The 17840-nt window shown below is 64.2% G+C and carries 18 protein-coding genes; 5 read left to right on the plus strand and 13 right to left on the minus strand.

Going from position 1 to position 17840, the window contains the following annotated elements:
• Nucleotides 1-97 precede the first annotated feature (97 nt).
• Nucleotides 98-595 (minus strand): SsrA-binding protein SmpB, encoded by a 498-nt coding sequence (gene smpB, locus ACILRN_RS08445; protein ID WP_395687313.1) that lies wholly within the window; start codon nucleotides 593-595, stop codon nucleotides 98-100.
• A gap of 1 nt (nucleotide 596) precedes the next feature.
• Nucleotides 597-1511: a 4-hydroxy-tetrahydrodipicolinate synthase gene (gene dapA / locus ACILRN_RS08450; RefSeq protein WP_395687314.1), complete on the minus strand. Its 915-nt coding sequence runs from the start codon at nucleotides 1509-1511 to the stop codon at nucleotides 597-599.
• A 161-nt stretch (nucleotides 1512-1672) separates the two neighbouring features.
• On the opposite strand from dapA, the gene ACILRN_RS08455 reads away from it, so the two are divergent.
• On the plus strand, nucleotides 1673-3820 hold the full coding sequence (locus ACILRN_RS08455) for a transglycosylase SLT domain-containing protein (RefSeq protein WP_395687316.1): 2148 nt from the start codon (nucleotides 1673-1675) through the stop codon (nucleotides 3818-3820).
• Nucleotides 3817-4701 carry an alpha/beta fold hydrolase gene (locus tag ACILRN_RS08460; RefSeq protein WP_395687317.1) on the plus strand — a complete coding sequence of 295 codons (885 nt, stop codon included), beginning with the start codon at nucleotides 3817-3819 and terminating at the stop codon, nucleotides 4699-4701. Before ACILRN_RS08455 ends, ACILRN_RS08460 begins: the two co-directional genes overlap by 4 nt.
• 27 nt (nucleotides 4702-4728) lie before the next feature.
• Here the strand turns inward: ACILRN_RS08460 and aspS are convergent, their stop codons facing one another.
• Both aspS and ACILRN_RS08470 read right to left on the minus strand, forming a co-directional pair.
• Entirely contained in the window at nucleotides 4729-6507 is a 1779-nt protein-coding gene (aspS, locus tag ACILRN_RS08465) for an aspartate--tRNA ligase (RefSeq protein WP_395687319.1), read from the minus strand.
• Between the two features lie 87 nt (nucleotides 6508-6594).
• On the minus strand, nucleotides 6595-7164 hold the full coding sequence (locus ACILRN_RS08470; protein WP_395687320.1) for a L,D-transpeptidase: 570 nt from the start codon (nucleotides 7162-7164) through the stop codon (nucleotides 6595-6597).
• Between the two features lie 116 nt (nucleotides 7165-7280).
• Between ACILRN_RS08470 and rimO the strand changes: the two genes are divergently transcribed.
• Nucleotides 7281-8606 carry a 30S ribosomal protein S12 methylthiotransferase RimO gene (gene rimO / locus ACILRN_RS08475; protein WP_395687322.1) on the plus strand — a complete coding sequence of 442 codons (1326 nt, stop codon included), beginning with the start codon at nucleotides 7281-7283 and terminating at the stop codon, nucleotides 8604-8606.
• 3 nt (nucleotides 8607-8609) lie between these two features.
• On the opposite strand, the gene ACILRN_RS08480 is transcribed toward rimO, so the two are convergent.
• The 7 genes from ACILRN_RS08480 to ACILRN_RS08510 form a co-directional block, all read right to left on the minus strand.
• Nucleotides 8610-9881, minus strand: coding sequence for an MgtC/SapB family protein (locus ACILRN_RS08480; RefSeq protein ID WP_395687324.1), 1272 nt, complete (start codon nucleotides 9879-9881; stop codon nucleotides 8610-8612).
• A gap of 48 nt (nucleotides 9882-9929) precedes the next feature.
• Nucleotides 9930-11462, minus strand: coding sequence for an acyl-CoA carboxylase subunit beta (locus ACILRN_RS08485; RefSeq protein ID WP_395687325.1), 1533 nt, complete (start codon nucleotides 11460-11462; stop codon nucleotides 9930-9932).
• 101 nt (nucleotides 11463-11563) lie between these two features.
• Nucleotides 11564-12262, minus strand: a complete 699-nt coding sequence (locus ACILRN_RS08490) for an ATP12 family chaperone protein (protein WP_395687327.1) — start codon at nucleotides 12260-12262, stop codon at nucleotides 11564-11566.
• A gap of 1 nt (nucleotide 12263) precedes the next feature.
• A complete protein-coding gene (locus ACILRN_RS08495; protein ID WP_395687328.1) occupies nucleotides 12264-13250 on the minus strand; it encodes an RluA family pseudouridine synthase in 987 nt (328 codons plus the stop codon).
• Nucleotides 13247-13627, minus strand: coding sequence for a fluoride efflux transporter CrcB (gene crcB / locus ACILRN_RS08500; RefSeq protein WP_395687329.1), 381 nt, complete (start codon nucleotides 13625-13627; stop codon nucleotides 13247-13249). The genes ACILRN_RS08495 and crcB overlap by 4 nt, the downstream gene beginning before the upstream one ends.
• On the minus strand, nucleotides 13627-14634 hold the full coding sequence (gene corA, locus ACILRN_RS08505; protein WP_395687330.1) for a magnesium/cobalt transporter CorA: 1008 nt from the start codon (nucleotides 14632-14634) through the stop codon (nucleotides 13627-13629). Before corA ends, crcB begins: the two co-directional genes overlap by 1 nt.
• A gap of 237 nt (nucleotides 14635-14871) precedes the next feature.
• Nucleotides 14872-15447, minus strand: a complete 576-nt coding sequence (locus ACILRN_RS08510) for a TetR/AcrR family transcriptional regulator (protein WP_395687332.1) — start codon at nucleotides 15445-15447, stop codon at nucleotides 14872-14874.
• Nucleotides 15448-15634: 187 nt separating this feature from the next.
• On the opposite strand from ACILRN_RS08510, the gene ACILRN_RS08515 reads away from it, so the two are divergent.
• Nucleotides 15635-15931, plus strand: a complete 297-nt coding sequence (locus ACILRN_RS08515) for a hypothetical protein (RefSeq protein ID WP_395687334.1) — start codon at nucleotides 15635-15637, stop codon at nucleotides 15929-15931.
• A 25-nt stretch (nucleotides 15932-15956) separates the two neighbouring features.
• Here ACILRN_RS08515 and ACILRN_RS08520 read toward each other — a convergent pair whose 3' ends face one another.
• A complete protein-coding gene (locus ACILRN_RS08520; RefSeq protein ID WP_395687335.1) occupies nucleotides 15957-16091 on the minus strand; it encodes a hypothetical protein in 135 nt (44 codons plus the stop codon).
• On the minus strand, nucleotides 16088-16318 hold the full coding sequence (locus ACILRN_RS08525; RefSeq protein WP_395687337.1) for a hypothetical protein: 231 nt from the start codon (nucleotides 16316-16318) through the stop codon (nucleotides 16088-16090). The genes ACILRN_RS08520 and ACILRN_RS08525 overlap by 4 nt, the downstream gene beginning before the upstream one ends.
• Nucleotides 16319-16643: 325 nt before the next feature.
• On the opposite strand from ACILRN_RS08525, the gene ACILRN_RS08530 reads away from it, so the two are divergent.
• Nucleotides 16644-17840 (plus strand): hypothetical protein (locus ACILRN_RS08530; protein WP_395687338.1); only part of this gene is annotated, 1197 nt, incomplete at its 3' end.

Genomic DNA, 17840 nt, shown 5'->3' on the forward strand with positions numbered 1-17840 from the left:
GGTATGCGTGCGAGACTGACCGGGCTTCCCGATGTTGCCTCGAGCGCCACATCGGGCATGGAGCGGCCGACGAGATGCTGCAGGAACGACATGACTTTCAGCCCTTCTCGCGCAGCAGCCTGGCCCGCTCCCGGTCCCAGGAGCGCTCCTTCAGCGTTTCGCGCTTGTCATGCAGTTTCTTGCCGCGGGCCAGCGCAATATCGACCTTGACGCGGCCACGGCTGTTGAAAAACATCTTCAGCGGCACGATGGTGAGATGCTCCTTGAGCACGCCGGCCGACAGCTTGTCGATCTCGCGCTTGTGCAGAAGCAGTTTGCGCGGACGTTTCGGCTCATGGTTGAAGCGGTTGGCTTCACGGTATTCCGGAATGTTCGAATTGATGAGCCAGAGTTCACCCGCTTTCATGGCTGCATAGGCTTCCGCCAGATTGATGTGACCGGTCCGGAGCGACTTCACCTCGGAGCCCTGCAGCGCAAGTCCCGCTTCGAAGCTCTGCAGGATCTCGTAGTCGAAACGCGCCCGCCGATTGTCGGCGATGACCTTGATGCCAGCCTGCTTGCGCGGCGCCTTGGCGCCGCCGCTCTTTGAACTCATCTCAGTTCAGGAGTCCGGCGTGCACCAGCGCTGCACGCACTGCCTGCTTGGTGGACTCGACCACCGGCACCATCGGCAGGCGGGCTTCCGCCGAGCAGAGCCCCAGCAGGCTCGCGGCATATTTCACCGGACCGGGACTGGTTTCGACGAACATGGCATGGTGCAATGGCATCAGACGGTCCTGCAGGCGAAGAGCAGTGGCGTAATCTCCCTTGAGGGTCGCCTCCTGGAACTCGGCGCACAGCTTCGGCGCGACATTGGCTGTGACGGAAATGCAGCCCACGCCGCCATGTGCATTGAAGCCGAGCGCGGTTCCATCCTCGCCCGAAAGCTGGATGAAGTCCTTGCCAGAGGCCAGCCGCTGACGCGACGGCCGGGTGAGATCGGCCGAGGCGTCCTTTGTGCCCACGATCGTCCGGCAGTCAGCCGAGAGCCTGGCCAGCGTCTCGACCGAGATGTTGGCAACCGTGCGCCCTGGCACATTGTAGACGATGATCGGGATATCCACGGCATCGGCGATTGCCTTGAAATGGGCGTAGATCCCATCCTGCGTGGGCTTGTTGTAGTAGGGAACGACGACAAGTGCGGCATCTGCGCCCGCTTCCTTGGCGTGGCGGGTATATTCGATTGCCTCGAGCGTGCTGTTGGAGCCCGTGCCGGCAATCACCGGCACGCGGCCGCGCGCCTCGGCGATGCACATTTCAATCACGAGCTTGTGTTCCTCGGGCGTGAGCGTCGGGCTCTCGCCGGTGGTGCCCACCGGCACCAGGCCGTGCGAACCCTGCTCGATCTGCCAGTTTACGAATTTGCGGAAAGCCTGCGCATCGACCTGACCATTGACCATGGGAGTGATGAGCGCGGGGAAAGAACCTTTGAACGTCACGGCAGGCTGCTCCGGTAATAACTTGGAAACCATGAGGGCTTTAGCTTTGCAGGCCAACGTGGCGCAGCCTGCAACGCGTCGCTCACCATAGACGTTTGCCCCAAGGGCGGCAAGCGCCGGACCCAGGCCATGATCCCGGCGCAATTGCCAACTAGCGGCAATCATCGCCCGCGTCGTTTTCGGATGGAAGGTACATGCGTTTCAATCGTTTCCTGCGTGCCAGCCTGCTTGCTCTTGCCACCGCCATGGCGGTGGCCACGCCACAGACATGGGGTGGCCCTGGCGCCGCACTCGCACAATCCAAGCCTTCGGCAGCAGCCGTCGAAGCCACCAGGCTGGCGCTGCAAGGCGATTTCGTGGCGGCGGGCGAGGCCGCCCAGCAATCCGGCGATGTGGCGGCGATCAAGCTCGTCGAACTCATCTATCTCCGCGACCACCCCAATGATGCGGGCTACCCGCGCATCATGGCCTTTCTGAACAACGCTCCCAAGTGGCCACTGTCAGAGGCGCTGATGAAGCGTGCCGAACGTTCACTCTATGCCAACACCGAACCGCCCGAACTCATCCTCGCGCATTTTGCCAATCGAAAGCCGGTGACCAGCGAGGGCGCGCTGGCGCTGGCCCGCGCCCTGATCGCCACTGGCGACATGGACGGCGCACGCCGCCAGGTGGTCAATGTCTGGCTGGACGCAGAAATCACGCCGGAGCTGGAAAAGGCCGTGTCATCCGAATTCGGCAAGCTGCTGACCGAAGCTGATCACAAGCGCCGCATGTGGCGTCTGGTCTATGCACAGGAAACCAATGCGGCGATCCGCGCCGCCAAGCGCCTTCCTGGCGATTACCAGAAGGCGGCGGGCGTTGCCCAGAAGCTGATCCGGGGCGAGGCAGGCGCCGACAAGCTCTACGCCCGCCTGCCATCGTCCATGCGCGAGTCACTCGCCATGAAATATGCCCTCACCCGCTTCTACCGGATGAAGGAGAGCTATTCAAAGGCGCGCGCCATCCTGCTCACGGTTCCGGCCGACAGCGCCAAGATGGGTGATGCCGAGGCCTGGTGGGTGGAACGGCGCATCATCGCGCGCCATTCGGTTGGCATCAGCCACAGAGGATCCGCCAAGGCCGCCTATCAGATCGCCGCCGCGCATGGCTTTGCGGTTGACGAGGAGGCGATCGAGGGCGAGTTTCTGGCCGGCTGGATCGCGCTGCGCTACGTGAAGGACCCAGAGACCGGCATGCGGCACTTCCGCCGCCTCGCCGAGATCGCCGAAAGCCGCACGGAAAAGGCCCGTGCAGCCTATTGGATTGGACGCGCCCATGAGGCGATGGGCCAGAAGGGCGAGGCCAAGGCCGCCTATAGCCAGGCAGCGCAGTATTCCACGGTCTATTACGGCCAGTTGGCCCGAGAGAAGATCGGGCTCGGAAAGGTGCCGGAAGAAATCGAAACCGGCAAGGCAACCGCAGCAGCCCAGCAGCGGATTGCAGAAGACGAAGTGGTGCGCGCCTTCAAGATCATGGCAGAGGCCAGCAGCGACAAGAATGCGCTCTACATGTTCCTGTGGTCATTCGCCAACCGCTTCGAGACGGCCGATGAAATGAATGCGGTGGCCAGCATCGTGTGGACCGAGGGCGGCGTCACCATGGCGGTGCGGCTCGCAAAGGCGGCCGCCCAGCGCAACATCGACATCGACTCCTGGGGCTATCCGATCCGCGCCCTGCCGGACTGGAAGCAGATCGGCAGGCCGGTCGAGAAGCCGCTCGTCTTCGCACTGGCCCGCCAGGAGAGCGAGTTCAACCCCAATGCCGGCAGCAAGGTGGGCGCGCAGGGCCTGATGCAGATCATGCCGGGCACCGCGAAGCTCATCGCCAAGCAGCATGGTCTCAAGCACGATGCCAGCCGCCTGATGGACCCCGAATACAACGTCAAGCTGGGCGCTGCCCATCTCGGAGACCTGATCGCCGACAATGGCGGTTCCTATGTGCTCACTCTGGTGGGCTATAACGCGGGCCCGCGCCGGGCCCGCGAATGGCTTGCCGAATACGGCGACTTCCGCTCGGGCCAGGTTGATCCCATCGACTGGGTTGAATCCATTCCTTTCCAGGAGACCCGGCAATATGTGCAGAAGGTACTGCAGAACCTGCACATCTACCGCTCGCGGCTTGCGCCCAAGACAGTCCGGCCGATGACCGCCGACCTGATGCGCGGCGCGCGCACCGACAGCCTGAGCGTTGCATCGACCTCGGTTCCGGATGAGCCCGGTGCTGCCAGCGCGCCAGAAGATGTCCAGCCCGCAGAGCCTTGCGCAAAGAAATCCCTGGCGAGCCTGATCGGGGGCTGCGATTGACGCCGGCCGGCGATTTCCACGAACTTCTCGTCACCGCCGCGGATGGCACCAGGCTCTATGCCCGCGACTATGCCTGCGCTGATGGCGGGTTGACGCCGGTCGTCTGCCTGCCGGGCCTCACGCGCAACGCCCGGGACTTCGAGGCGATCGCGCCGCGGCTGGCCTTGAGCCGCCGCGTTGTGGCGGTTGACTTCCGCGGCCGCGGCAAGAGCGGCTGGGCTGATCCGGCCACCTATCGCCCTGATCAGGAGGTGGCCGACACGCTCGCCGTTCTCGACCATCTTGGCATTCCCCGCTTCGCCATCATCGGCACATCGCGCGGCGGCATCGCTGCCATGGTCATGGCGACGTGCGCGCTGCCGCGTATGGCGGGCGTCGCCTTCAACGACATCGGCCCGAGGATCGAGACGCAAGGATTACTCCGTATACGGAGCTATCTTGGCGCCGATCCGTCCTTTGCCACCTGGCAGGAGGCCGTGGCAGCGCTGAAACGCGCCAACCCGGGCTTTCCCGGCCTGTCCGACGCCGATTGGCAAGGCTTCGCGCGCCGCCTCTACAGCGACCGGGGCGGGGTCATCAAGGCGGACTACGACCCTCGCCTGGGGCAGGCTTTTCCAGGCACCGCGGAGATCGAGGCGGGCAAGTTTCCCGAGACCTGGCGGCTGCTCGACCTGATGGCAGAACTTCCCTGCCTGGTGCTGCGCGGCGAACACTCGGACGTGCTCAGCGACGAAACGGTGGCAGGCATGCAGACGCGCCACAGACGGTTGTCGGCCGTCACCGTTGCGCAACGCGGCCACGTTCCCTTCCTCGACGAACCGGAGAGCCTCGCTGCCATCACGCGGTGGCTCGACGCGGTCGATCGCGAAACCGCAGCCTGATCCGGGGGAACTTCGCCGGCGGAGGCCTCACGCCTCAGGCAGATTCAGCCTGATGTGCAGTTCGCGCAGCTGCTTCGGGGTGACCTCGGAGGGGGCGCCCATCAGCAGATCCTCGGCCTGCTGGTTCATCGGGAACAGCACCACCTCGCGGATGTTGGGCTCATTGCAGAGCAGCATGACGATGCGGTCAACACCCGGCGCGATGCCGCCATGCGGCGGCGCGCCATACTGGAAGGCGCGGTACATGCCGCCGAACTTCTCCAGCAGCACGCTTTCCGGATAGCCGGCGATCTCGAAGGCCTTCTTCATCACCTCCGGGCGGTGGTTGCGGATGGCTCCTGACGACAGTTCCACGCCGTTGCACACGATGTCATACTGATAGGCGAGGATATCCAGCGGGTCCTTGCCCTCCAGCGCCTCGAGCCCCCCTTGCGGCATCGAGAACGGATTGTGCGAGAAGTCGACCTTCTTGTCTTCCTCGTTCCACTCATACATCGGGAAGTCGACGATCCAGCAGAATTCGAAACGGTCCTTGGCGGCAAGATTCAGTTCATCGCCCACCTTGTTCCGCGCCTCGCCCGCGAACTTGTAGAATTTCTCGGGGCGGCCAGCGACGAAGAAGCAGGCGTCGCCCACGCCAAGGCCAAGTTGGGTTCGGATGGCTTCGGTGCGCTCCGGACCGATGTTCTTGGCGATGGGGCCCGCACCACCCTCCTCGCCCTCGCGCCAGAAGACATAGCCGAGCCCCGGCTGGCCCTGTTGCTGGGCGTAGGAATTCATGCGGTCGCAGAAGGCGCGCGAGCCACCCCTGGGCGCGGGGATGGCCCAGACTTCCACTTTCGGGTCGGCGGCGATCATGCCGGCGAAGACCTTGAAGCCGGAGCCGGCGAAATGCTCCGTCACCGCCTGCATCCGGATCGGGTTCCTGAGATCGGGCTTGTCGGAGCCATACCAGCGGATCGAATCCCTGAAGGCGATATGCGGGAACTTCTGCGTCACCGGAAGGCCGCCGCCGAATTCCTCGAACACGCCGCGCAGCACGGGCTCCACCGCGTTGAACACATCTTCCTGGGTCACGAAGCTCATTTCGATGTCGAGCTGGTAGAATTCGCCGGGCGAGCGGTCGGCGCGCGCATCCTCGTCGCGGAAGCAGGGCGCGATCTGGAAATAGCGGTCGAAACCCGACATCATGATCAGCTGCTTGAACTGCTGCGGCGCCTGCGGGAGCGCATAGAACTTGCCGGGATGGATGCGCGAGGGCACGAGAAAGTCACGTGCCCCCTCGGGGCTCGAAGCCGTGAGGATCGGCGTCTGGAACTCGAAGAAGCCCTGATCCACCATGCGGCGGCGCAGTGAGTTGATGATGGCGCCGCGCTTCATGATGTTGGCATGGATGCGCTCGCGGCGGAGATCGAGGAATCGGTAGCGCAGCCGGATGTCTTCGGGATATTCGGTGTCGCCGAAAACGGGGAGTGGCAGTTCGGCGGCCTGCGAGAGCACCTCGATGTCAGTTGCGAAGACCTCGACGAGGCCGGTGGGCAGGTCGGCATTTTCGGTGCCCGGTGGCCGCGGCCGCACCTTGCCGTCAATACGGATCACCCATTCCGAACGCAGTGTCTCGGCGGTGCGGAAGGCGGGTGAGTCAGGATCGGCCACCACCTGGGTGACGCCATAATGGTCCCGCAGGTCGATGAACAGCACGCCGCCATGGTCACGGACACGGTGAACCCAGCCCGACAGCCGGGTGGCCTGGCCGGCGTTGGCGGGACGGAGCTGTCCACAGGTGTGGCTGCGGTAGGCGTGCATGAGGGTCCTCATCAGAAGGCGGTTTCGTGCGCTAGAGCGCATGGAGGGCGCAGTTTGTCAAGGAAGGGCTTGGCGCAGCCCCGGGACTCAGTCGAAGAGGCCGAACAAATCGACCTTGATGGGGCTGCGTGTTGTCTCATCGCCTCCGGCAAACAGCCCGCCCTTCACCACCACGCGGGTGTTGCTCATGCCGGTCTTGCGGACCAGAGCGAACAGCTTTGCGGCGTTGTCAGGGTGAAGCCTCACGCAGCCATGCGAGGCGCGGCGACCCAAGCTCTTGATGTGATAACTGCCATGGACGGCATGACCGCCGGGGGTGAAGAAGATCGAATAGGGCATGGGCGCATCGTCCCATTCGGCAGAATAGTGCTCTTTCTCAAGACGGAATGGCCGGAACGTTCCGCTCGGCGTGTCATAGCCGCGTGCACCTGTGGAGACCGGCCACCTGTAGAGCGTGTCGCCATCAAGCGTCACGGTCATCTTCTGGCTTACCTTGTTGATCGCGATGATCAGCCGCGGCTCAGCCGGTGGCGGTGGCCGCTTCCTGTCGACTGCCGGCTTGGCAGGTTTGGAAGGCTTGGGCGGCGTAGAGGCCTGGGCAGCCACCGGCGCCAGGATTGCCGCCAGCCCGGCCAGCATGTCGCGCCGAGATACCATGATCGAACCCCCAACGTCCCCTTGCCGCGTCTTATGCCTCAATCAGGCTCTGTCGTGAAGTGTTTTGCTGCCTGCACGAATTGCGCTGCCAAGACCATTCCGCTAAGCAACCCACCATGAACAAGCCTGTGCCCAAGATCGGACTCGTGTCGCTCGGCTGCCCCAAGGCGCTGGTTGATTCCGAGCGCATCATCACCCAGCTGCGCGCCGGGGGCTATGTCATGTCGCCGGGCTACGAGGATGCCGATGTGGTGATCGTCAACACCTGCGGCTTTCTCGACAGCGCCAAGGAGGAGTCGCTTGCCGCCATCGGCGAGGCCATGGCCGAGAATGGCCGGGTGATCGTCACTGGCTGCTTCGGGGTTGAGGCCGACACCATCCGCAAGGCGCATCCCGGCGTCCTGGCGGTGACTGGCCCGCATCAGTACGAGCAGGTCGTCGAGGCCGTGCACAAGGCCGTGCCACCCGCCCATGACCCGAAGCTCGATCTGGTGCCGCCGCAGGGCCTGCACCTGACGCCCCGGCACTATGCCTATCTGAAGATTTCGGAAGGCTGCAACAATCGCTGCTCCTTCTGCATCATCCCGTCGCTGCGCGGCGATCTGGTTTCACGGCCGGTGGCATCCGTGCTCTATGAGGCGGAGCGCCTGGTGAAGGCGGGCGTGAAGGAGCTGCTGGTCATCAGCCAGGATACCTCGGCCTACGGTGTCGACATCAAATACGCCGCATCTAAGTTCCATGGCCGCGAGGTGCGCGCGAGATTCCACGATCTCGCCGCGGAACTGGGCCAGTTCGGCGCCTGGGTGCGCCTGCATTACGTCTATCCCTATCCGCATGTCGACGAGGTAATCCCGCTCATGGCGGAGGGAAAGATCCTTCCCTATCTCGACATTCCCTTCCAGCATGCCGCTCCCAACGTGCTGAGGGCCATGAAGCGGCCTGCCAACCAGGAAAAGGTGCTGGACCGGCTCGCCGCCTGGCGCAGGATCTGCCCGGACATCGCCATTCGTTCCACCTTCATCGTCGGATTTCCCGGCGAGACGGAGTCGGATTTCGACTATCTCCTGAACTGGATGCGCGAGGCCCGCATCGAGCGCGCCGGCTGCTTCAAATATGAGCCGGTGGCGGGCGCCAGGGCCAATGATCTCGGCCTGCCGCAGGTTCCCGATGAGGTGAAGCAGCAGCGCTGGGAGCGTTTCATGGAAGTCCAGCAGGAGATTTCAGCTGAAATCTTCGCAGGCAAGGTGGGCCGCGAGATCGACGTACTGGTGGACGAGATCGACGCCGAAAACGAAGAAGCCATCGCGCGCTCGCCCTGGGACGCGCCGGAGATCGACGGCAATGTGTTCCTGCCCGGCGAGACCGGCCTCAAGCCAGGCGACATGGTCCGTGTACGGATCGTTGAAGCGGAGGACTATGACCTGGTGGGCGAGCGGGTCTAGAGCCTAAATCATCACAAGAGCTGCTGGCATCAACATCCATGCCATCGCTGCCACTCCCATCGCCGCCACGTTCAGGCCGAGAAGCGCAAGGCCAAGGCGTGTTCCGCCCTCGATCCAGGCATAGGCGCATTTGGCAAGGGTGTTGACGGCAACGCAGAGCAACACAGCCACCACGCCCAGCGCCGTGACAGGACCCATGTTGGCCACCGACAGGGTGAGCGCGTCGACATCGGCAAGGCCCGAGATCGCCGCCACGGCAATCAGACCGGCATTGCCCCAAAAGCTCTGGGCGATGCCCGCAGCCAGCATCACGGCGGCCAGCATGGCACCGAAACGCAAGACCTCGGAGAGCAGGAAAGGGTTCTTGTGCACGAGCCTGGCGGGATCGCCAATACCGTTGCGGCGATCGCGCCCGATCAGCAGCCAGGCGGCGAGGGCCTGAACCAGCGCGGCGGCTGCGAAGGGCGCGGCAAGCGAGGCCGCCAGCGACAGGTTGAGCGCCGCCGCGAGCACGACGACGCGGGCCAGCATCACTGCGCCAGAGGCAAGGATGCCTCCGGCCAGCAAGCCGATCCGCGCTGGATTGCTTTTCGCCAGGGCAGACAGCGTCAGGGTCACGACGGTCGATGAGATGAGGCCGCCGAGCGCCGCTGCCAGAATCAGGCCGCGCTCCGGACCCGCAAGCTTCACCGCCACATAGCCCACGAAGGACACGGCAGCGATCAGGATGGTGATGAGCCAGAGCTGGTGCGGGTTGATGGCGCCCCATGGGTCAATGGCGCGATCGGGAAGAAGCGGCAAGGCGATGAAGGTCATTGCCGCCAGCAACAGGCCCGAACGAAGCTCATCCCACGTGATGCGCGCCAGGAAGCCGTGCAGCTGCGTCTTGTAGGCAAGAAGCCCCACCGTTGCCACTCCGGCGCCCGCAGCCAGCCGCATGTCGCCCAGAACGGCGAGTGCGCCGAGCGCGAATGTCACGAGGGCTGCAACCAGTGTCGTGGCGCTGAAATCGCCTTCATGCGCTGTCTCCCGCCAGATGAACGCCGCCATGACCGCGCCGGTGGTGAGAAAGCCGGCGGCGATCAGCATGCGGTCACCCTCCAACGACAGAACGCCGAAAAGACCGCCCAGCAGGCCGATGAGCGAAAAGGTGCGCAGGCCCGCAGCGCGCCGGCCTTCGCCCTCCGCACGCTCCTTCCAGCCGCGCTCGAAGCCAATGATGAAGCCAAGCGCCAGCGCCAGACCGAGGCGGGTTGCGAGTTCGGGAAACTCCATCGTCAAAGACTACACCATCGGAACTGGCTGCGCCATGATGCGCCTGCACTACAACGGAATGTTGTCGTGTTTCTTCCAGGGATTCTGGAGTTGCTTGTGGCGCAGCATGTTCAGCGCACGCGCCACGCGCTTGCGGGTGGTGCCGGGCATGATCACCTCATCGAGGTAACCGCGCTCGGCAGCCACGAAGGGATTGGCGAAGCGTGCTTCGTAATCCTTGATGCGGGCCTGGATCTTGCCCGGTTCGCCCAGTTCTGCACGATAGATGATCTCGGCTGCCCCCTTCGAGCCCATCACCGCGATCTCCGCGGTTGGCCAGGCATAGTTCACGTCACCGCGCAGATGCTTGGAGGCCATCACCACATAGGCGCCGCCATAGGCCTTTCGGGTGATCACGGTGATCTTCGGCACTGTGGCCTCGGCATAGGCGAAGAGCAGCTTGGCACCGTGCTTGATCAGGCCGCCATATTCCTGCGCCGTTCCGGGCAGGAAGCCCGGCACATCCACCAGGGTCACGATGGGAATGTTGAAACAGTCGCAAAACCTGACGAAACGCGCAGCCTTGCGGCCGGCATCGCTGTCGAGCACGCCCGCCAGCACCATAGGCTGGTTGGCCACGACGCCCACGGTGCGGCCGTTGATGCGCGCGAAACCAGTGATGATGTTCCTGGCATGCGCCTCCTGGATCTCGAAGAAATCGCCCTCGTCGACCAGCTTCAGGATCAGTTCCTTCATGTCATAGGGCTGGTTGGGATTGGCCGGAACCAGAGTCTCGAGCGACGGATCGATGCGGCCAGGATCATCGAAGCTCGGAAGCTCGGGCAGCTCAGCGGTGTTCGATGCTGGCAGGAAGTCAATGAGCCGCCGCATCTGCAGCAGCGCTTCGACGTCATTCGCAAAGGCCTTGTCGGCGATCGAGGATTTGGTGGTGTGAACCGACGCGCCACCCAACTCCTCTGCCGTGACCGATTCATTGGTCACGGTCTTCACAACGTCGGGCCCGGTGACGAACATGTAGCTCGTATCACGCACCATGAAGATGAAGTCCGTCATGGCAGGAGAATAGACATCGCCACCCGCGCAGGGGCCCATGATGACCGATATCTGCGGAATGACGCCGGAGGAGAGAACATTGCGCTGGAACACCTCGCCATAACCACCCAGCGCGTTGACACCCTCCTGAATGCGCGCGCCGCCGGCATCGAACAGGCCGATGATGGGCGCGCGGTTCTGCAGCGCCATGTCCTGGATCTTGGTGATCTTGCGGGCGTGCGCCTCAGAGAGGGAGCCGCCGAACACGGTGAAGTCCTTGGCAAAGACATAGACCACGCGGCCGTTGACGGTGCCCCAGCCGGTGACCACGCCATCGCCGGGCAACTTCTGTGTCTCCATGCCGAAATCGGTGCAGCGGTGCTCGACGAACATGTCGAACTCCTCGAAGGAGCCCTCGTCCAGCAGCAGTTCGATGCGCTCGCGCGCCGTCAGCTTGCCCTTCTCGTGCTGCGCAGCCACGCGCCTCTCGCCGCCGCCGGCGCGGGCCTGCTGGCGGCGCGCCTCAAGCTTTTCCAAGATCTCCTGCATGGCCCTGCTCCCGACGTATCACTGGATGCGGGCGGTGTTAGGCCGGGGCCAGCCCGGCGTCAAATGGGCTGGAGGGGCTTGCGACGGGCGAGCCCCCACGATCAGCCGTCGCGCAACAGCGCCAGAAAGCGACAGGCGGCCATGAACTCGGCCTCGCGCACGGCGCGGCGGGCCTCGGCCTCGGCATCGCTGCCCCACTGGGCGATCTGATAATCCTCGTCGACGTGGGCTGCGCGCCAGGCGCGCTCTGGCGCCAGCGCGGCACGGGCCAGCATCAGGCCGATGAGGGCGGACCCCGACAGCGTCATCAGCGCGTGCACGGCAGCCAGCTCGAAGCCACTGAGCCTGCGCGCCGCAGCCGCACAGGCCGCTCCTGCAGCGTCGGGCTGCGGGGCATGGATCAGGCCTTCGGTGACGATCACGGGTGCATCCAGCACGGTGCGCGCCCAGTCCACGACCGGGTCCCAGGCTTCGGCCTGTCGCGCCACCAGATCGGGCGGACGGTCGGCGCGATAGCAGACGAGATCGCTGCCGGCATAGTCGAGGAGCTCCGCCTCGGCCTGCGCGCGCCCATCGCGCAGCCGGTCGATCGCGGTATTGGCGAGCCGGGTCATGATCATGCGGGAGGGATCGATCTCGGCACCCTGGGCCGCCCATTCCGCCGCCACGGCCTCCGCAAGCGCGCGACGAGGCAGTTGCAGAGGGAGCTTCATCGGGGTCTTCACCAGACGGCCGTCAAGCGCAATGGCATGCTCGTCAGTGACCGAGACCTGCCTGTAGAACCTTCGCCGAGTGCCCATCTCAGCCGTCCGCCGCGGTGAAGCGCGCCGGATCGAAGCCGAACAGCGCAAAGCTCCGCTGCATGTGGCCGGGCAGCGGCGCGGATACATCCACCACCCCCTCGCGCGGATGCGGAAACACGATGCGCCGGGCATGCAGGTGCAGCTGTTGATCGATACCCCCGGGCATGTCGCGGTCGCCGCCATATTTCTGGTCGCCGAGGATCGGCGTTCCGATGTGCGCCATGTGGGCGCGCAGCTGGTGCTGGCGGCCAGTCACCGGCTTGAGCGACACCCAGGCCGCCAGTGGCGGGGCCTTGTCGACCACCGCGTAGTGCGTCACCGCGTGCTGCTCGTCCTCTTCCTCGCCCTGACGGGCGGCGCGCATCCGGTCTCCCTCCGGGCCCTTGGCCTTGATCAGCGCCACGTCGATGCGCCCCTGCGCGGGCTTCGGGACGCCCTTGACCAGCGCCCAATAGGTTTTCTTGACGGCGCGGGTGGCAAACAGTTTGCCGAGTGCTGCCGCCACATGGCGGCGCTTGGCCACCACGATGATGCCCGACGTGTCACGGTCGAGGCGATGCACGAGCAGCGGCCGCTCCCTGAGTTCAACGCCGAGGCCCATCAGCAGGCCGTCGAGATGACGATGCGTCTTGGTTCCACCCTGGACGGCAAAGCCCGCGGGCTTGTTCAGCACATAGAGATCAGCGTCCTCGTGCAGCACCATGGACTGGAACAGGCGCCGCTCCTGCGGGCTGAGCGGCGGGGTCTCGGCGGCGGGCTTGTCTGCGGGCCTCGTGTCGAAGGCGAGCGGCGGCACGCGAATCTCCTGACCCTCGGCAAGCCGTGAGCTGGTCCTGGCGCGGCCGCTGCCGATGCGCACCTGGCCGGTGCGCGTGAGCTTGTTGAGATAGGCGAAGGTCACCTGCGGAAAATGCAGCCTGAACCAGCGGTCGAGGCGCATGCCGTCTTCCTCGGCGCTCACCACATGGCGCTTGACCTCGCTCATGGCAGCAGCGCGCGCGCCAGATAGAGGCCCGCGAACACCGCCGCCAGCGTCATTGCCATGGTGCCGGCCGCGTAGAGGCCAGCGGCCAGCAGCGCCTTGCGCTCGACCAGCATGGCGACATCGAGCGAGAAGGCCGAGAAGGTGGTGAAGCCGCCCAGAATGCCTGGAATGAGAAGGGCGCGCAGCTCGTGGCTCATCTGCAGCCTGTGGCCCAGGAGGCCGGTGAGGACGCCGATCGCCAAGCTGCCGGTAACATTGACGATCAAGGTGTGGAAGGGAAATTCCGTTCCCAGCAGGCGCGCCGACCAGACATTCACGCCATGGCGCGCCGTGGCGCCAATCGCGCCACCCAGCGCAATCCACGCCAGTACCGGCATCACAGCCAGCCCTTGCGCTTGAAGTAGAGAAAGGGAAGGATCGCCGAGAACACCATCAGCAGCAGCGCGAGAGGATAGCCCAGCGGCCATTGCAGCTCCGGCATGAAGGCGAAGTTCATGCCGTAGATCGAGGCCACCAGCGTGGGCGGCAGGAACACCACAGCCGCCACCGAGAAGATCTTGATGATGCCGTTCTGCTCGATCGAGATCAGGCCCAGCACGGCATCGAGCAGGAAGGCGATCTTGCCGGACAGGAAGCTCGCGTGATCGGTGAGCGAGATGATGTCGCGCTGCAGGATCTTCATGCGCGCCTTGTTCTCCTTGACGAACTTCGTCTCGCGCATCTGGTCCGATATGGCCTGCATGAAGGTCACCATGCGGCCGATGGAGACGAGGCTTTCACGCATTTTCGAGATGAAGTCGCCCTCCTCGCCGATGTTCTCGATCAGCTCCTGCAGGTTCACCGTGCGGCGTGGCGCAGGCTTGTGGATGCCCGACAGAGCGCGCTTGGCGCCGAAGGTCTTCTTCGAGGTCTCGTCGACGATCTGCCCGGCACGCTCGAGATGATCGGCGGCGCGGTCCACCACGGCCTCGAGCAGCGAGATCAGGATGCCCCAGCCATTCATCGCCGTGGCCTGCGGCTTCATCGCCCGCTTGACGTAGGCCGGAAAGGCCTGCGGATGATGATAGCGGATGGTGATCAGCGTGTTGTCCTTGATGATGAAGGTGACGGGCGAGGATTCAGGCTCGTCATGCTCGCCGCGGCGGATCAGGTTGGCCGTCATGAAGGCCGCGCCATCTTCCTGGTAGAGGCGGCTGGACGCCTCGATTTCTGCGAGCTCCTCGCGGGTGGGAATGTCGATCCCGAGCGAGCTTTCGACCAGCGCTTCTTCCTGCGCGGTCGGTTCGACGAGATCCACCCAGACGCTGTCGGGCGGAATCCCCGGTCCGGCGGAGGGCGGACATTCGGTCAGGCAGTCGTTGGCGGTGCCATAGGCAGACAGCATGGGCAGACTCAGGGATGCTCAGGCGGGGCCTTCTCCGTAAGCTGCCGGCCGGGCCTTGGCAAGCGCGCCCGCCGCGGCACCGGGGCTGCGCCGCCGTGACCCCCGAAGCCGATGCCGGCAGGCTGCCCATTGCCACAACCACGGCCGCCCGGAGCGGAATATGCCGCAGCAGACCGATGCTGAAGCCCCGTTGCGGGGACTTGAGCCCAGCGGGTTCCTCGGGGCTCGACCCGCGCGCTAGCTGCGGGCCAGAAGGGTGCGAACCAGCCTGATCGCATCTTCGCCATAGGCAGGGCTTCGGGTAATGAGCTGGACCATCATCAGCCCGTTGATCAGCACGAGCAGCTGCCGGGCGATGCCGTCGGCATCGGCGTGGCCCGCGGTGCGCAATTCATCGGCAAGCCAGGCCTCCATGTCGCGGTTGGCGGCCGCCACCACCGCATGCACCGGATGACCGCGCAGATGGCCGAGTTCGGAGGCGATGCGAATGAAGAAACTGCCGCGCCATTCCGGATCGAGCGCCGAGGCGGTGATCGCCTCGAAGAGGCAGACCAGCCTCGCCTCGAGGCTGGCGTCAGGCCCGCGCGAATCCGCGAGGGCGCGATAGCGGTCGACATAGCCCGGCCGCAAATGGCCCATGATCGCCGCCAGCAGATGATCCTTGCTTGGAAAATGCAAAAAGAAGGTACGCCGGGACACGCCTGCGCGCTCGGTGATGCGATCAATCTTCAACTGCGCGAGGCTCTCTTCGGCAATCAGCGTTTCCGCCGCCTCCAGAAGCCTCTGGCGGGTCTTGTCACGTTTTCTTGTCATGTCATCGACAGCGGGCCTGAAAGCCCGATCAAACAAATTGTTTCGACGCCGAAAAATTATCACGGCCGCGATGTGAAACGCGCGGAAGACTGCACATTTCGATCCAACATGCACCTACAAGTGCACAAATGCAGCCGCGGCGAAGGCTAGAGTTCCGGTTGCAGTTTAAAGGCCCAAGGCACGGATCATGCTGTCATCTGCCAGCACCACTTCAGGCGGGTCCGACACCGTCGGCCCGGTCATGCAGTTTGCAGAGCTTCTCTCTGACTCTGCCGTCCGCCTGCATGTGGGGTGCGTGCTGCGATCAGGCAAGGGGTGGGTTGAGATCAGCCTGCCGCGCGGGCTCTCCCTTGCTGCAGGCGGCCTGCTGTTGCGCTTTCATCCCCACCCGCAGAGTTTTGCCGTCCAGACGCTGTGGCGCCGGGCGGATGCCATCGGCCTCGAATTTCTGGAACCACCACCGGACTGGATTGCCAGCACGTGACATCGCCCATGCGGCGGAGACTGCCTCACTCCCGCGCCGTCCGTTTGTGGCGCCACCGCCGGAACGCCAGCGCCCCACCGAGGCCACCGAGCACGAAGAGCGCGGCCATCAACAGCCAGACGACAAGCCAGTAGATCACTGAATCAGTATCGAGGTTCACAGCGCCGCGTCCTCCGGCGGCAGATCCGGGGCCCCTGCCTCGTGCCAGCCTGCCCAGACGCCAAGCCCAAGGGCAACCAGGAGCCAGAACCAGTGGCGCTCAAGGCCGGAAATACCGGCAGCAGGCTCACGCCCCTGCAGCACCAGGGCGGCCAGCCACGGCAAGGCTGCAATGGGAACCAGCAGCAGAAGGCGGGTGACGGCAAGCGGGCGGGAAGAACGACTCATGGCTACACTATTTCACAACTTATAAATTTAATGAACGACTCATGTTGCTGGCACGACAGGAAGGTCAGAAGTTGGTTTATCAATGTAATCGTTTACATTTAATACTGAGTTTATGCAATTGATTTCAAATGTTTTTCAGAGATTAAAACTGTGGCAATCAGGCAACGCAAGGCAACATTAAGGGCCTTAAAACGCTCTCTATGGTTGACCATTCAGCAGTTTGATATGACAACTGGCGGCTGTGCGATGACATCGTGCATTTCCTCCGGATCCTTTTGCAGGGGATGGGGGGAGTTCCTCAAACTCCAAGCTTGGGAGACCAATAATGAAGTTCATCAAGATGGCGCTCATGGGTGGTGCGGCTCTCGCTGCAACCTCCGCCGCCGCCTACGCTGACGACCTCGAGGCGCTGAAGGCGCAGATCGAGACCCTGAACGCCCGCGTCGCCGCCATGGAAGCCGCCCCGACGGTTCCGGCGGGTTACAACCTGCTGACGGTGTCCCAGGGCCCGATGGTCGAGACGCCCGGCCTGCCAATGCTGCCGGGCCAGGCGGCTGCCTTCGGCAACACGGCGACCTACATCTCGGTGCTGCCGACGGCTGACGCGCCGGCCAGCTCCACCATCACCTGGTCGGGCTATGCCCGCGCCGGTCTGGTTTACAACAGCGTCAGCAACGACCTGAAGGTCCGCAGGAACGCGACAAATCTGCCAATAACGGGCGCAGGTTCAACCGTCGATACCACCTTCGAGAACTCGGGCGACGACGCGGACACCGACGTGAAGGCCCGCGGCCAGCTCCGCGTCACTGCGTCGACCGACACGTCGGTCGGCGAAGTGGGCGTGGACATCCGTATGCGCGTCAACTTCGACGGCAACGGCAATGGCGACGTCTACTCCGACGTAGCCTGGGGTTACTGGTCGATGACCCCGGAGCTCACCTTCGGTGGTGGTTACGCGGGTTCGCTTGGCAACATCAGCTACGGCTATGATGGCGCCTGCACCTGCTATTACACCGACAATGCGGACGTGAACTTCAACCCCGGCGACGTGACCCAGTTCCGGCTGTCCTACGGCTCCGGCCCGGTCTCGGCGGCAGTGGCGCTCGAAGACGCATCGCTGAACAGCGGCTTCATTGACGGCAACCAGACAAACACGCATGGCGATAAGCTGGGTGTGTCCGGCGAACTGAAGTACTCGGGCGACATCTTCAACGGCGAGGTCGCTGCCGTGTGGCGTGCCCGGGACGAGAATGACGACGCCGACTGGACAGACCTCTGGCAGGTTGGCGCCGGCATGGCCTTCGCGCTTGGCGACATGGCAACCCTGTCGCTCGCCGGTGCCTTCGGCGAAGGCCCCTTCGAAACGGTGGCTGGCAGCGGCAGCAACGACGCGGGCGAAATCACAAGCGCACTGCCCTACAACCAGTCATGGTGGGGCGTGTCCGGCCTGTTGTCTGCCAATCTGAACGAGTCGATCCATGCCGAGATCGCCGCGGGCTACAAGAAACGCGATGGTGATGAC

The sequence above is a fragment of the Aestuariivirga sp. genome (assembly GCF_044238155.1).
Lineage (GTDB): Bacteria > Pseudomonadota > Alphaproteobacteria > Rhizobiales > Aestuariivirgaceae > Aestuariivirga.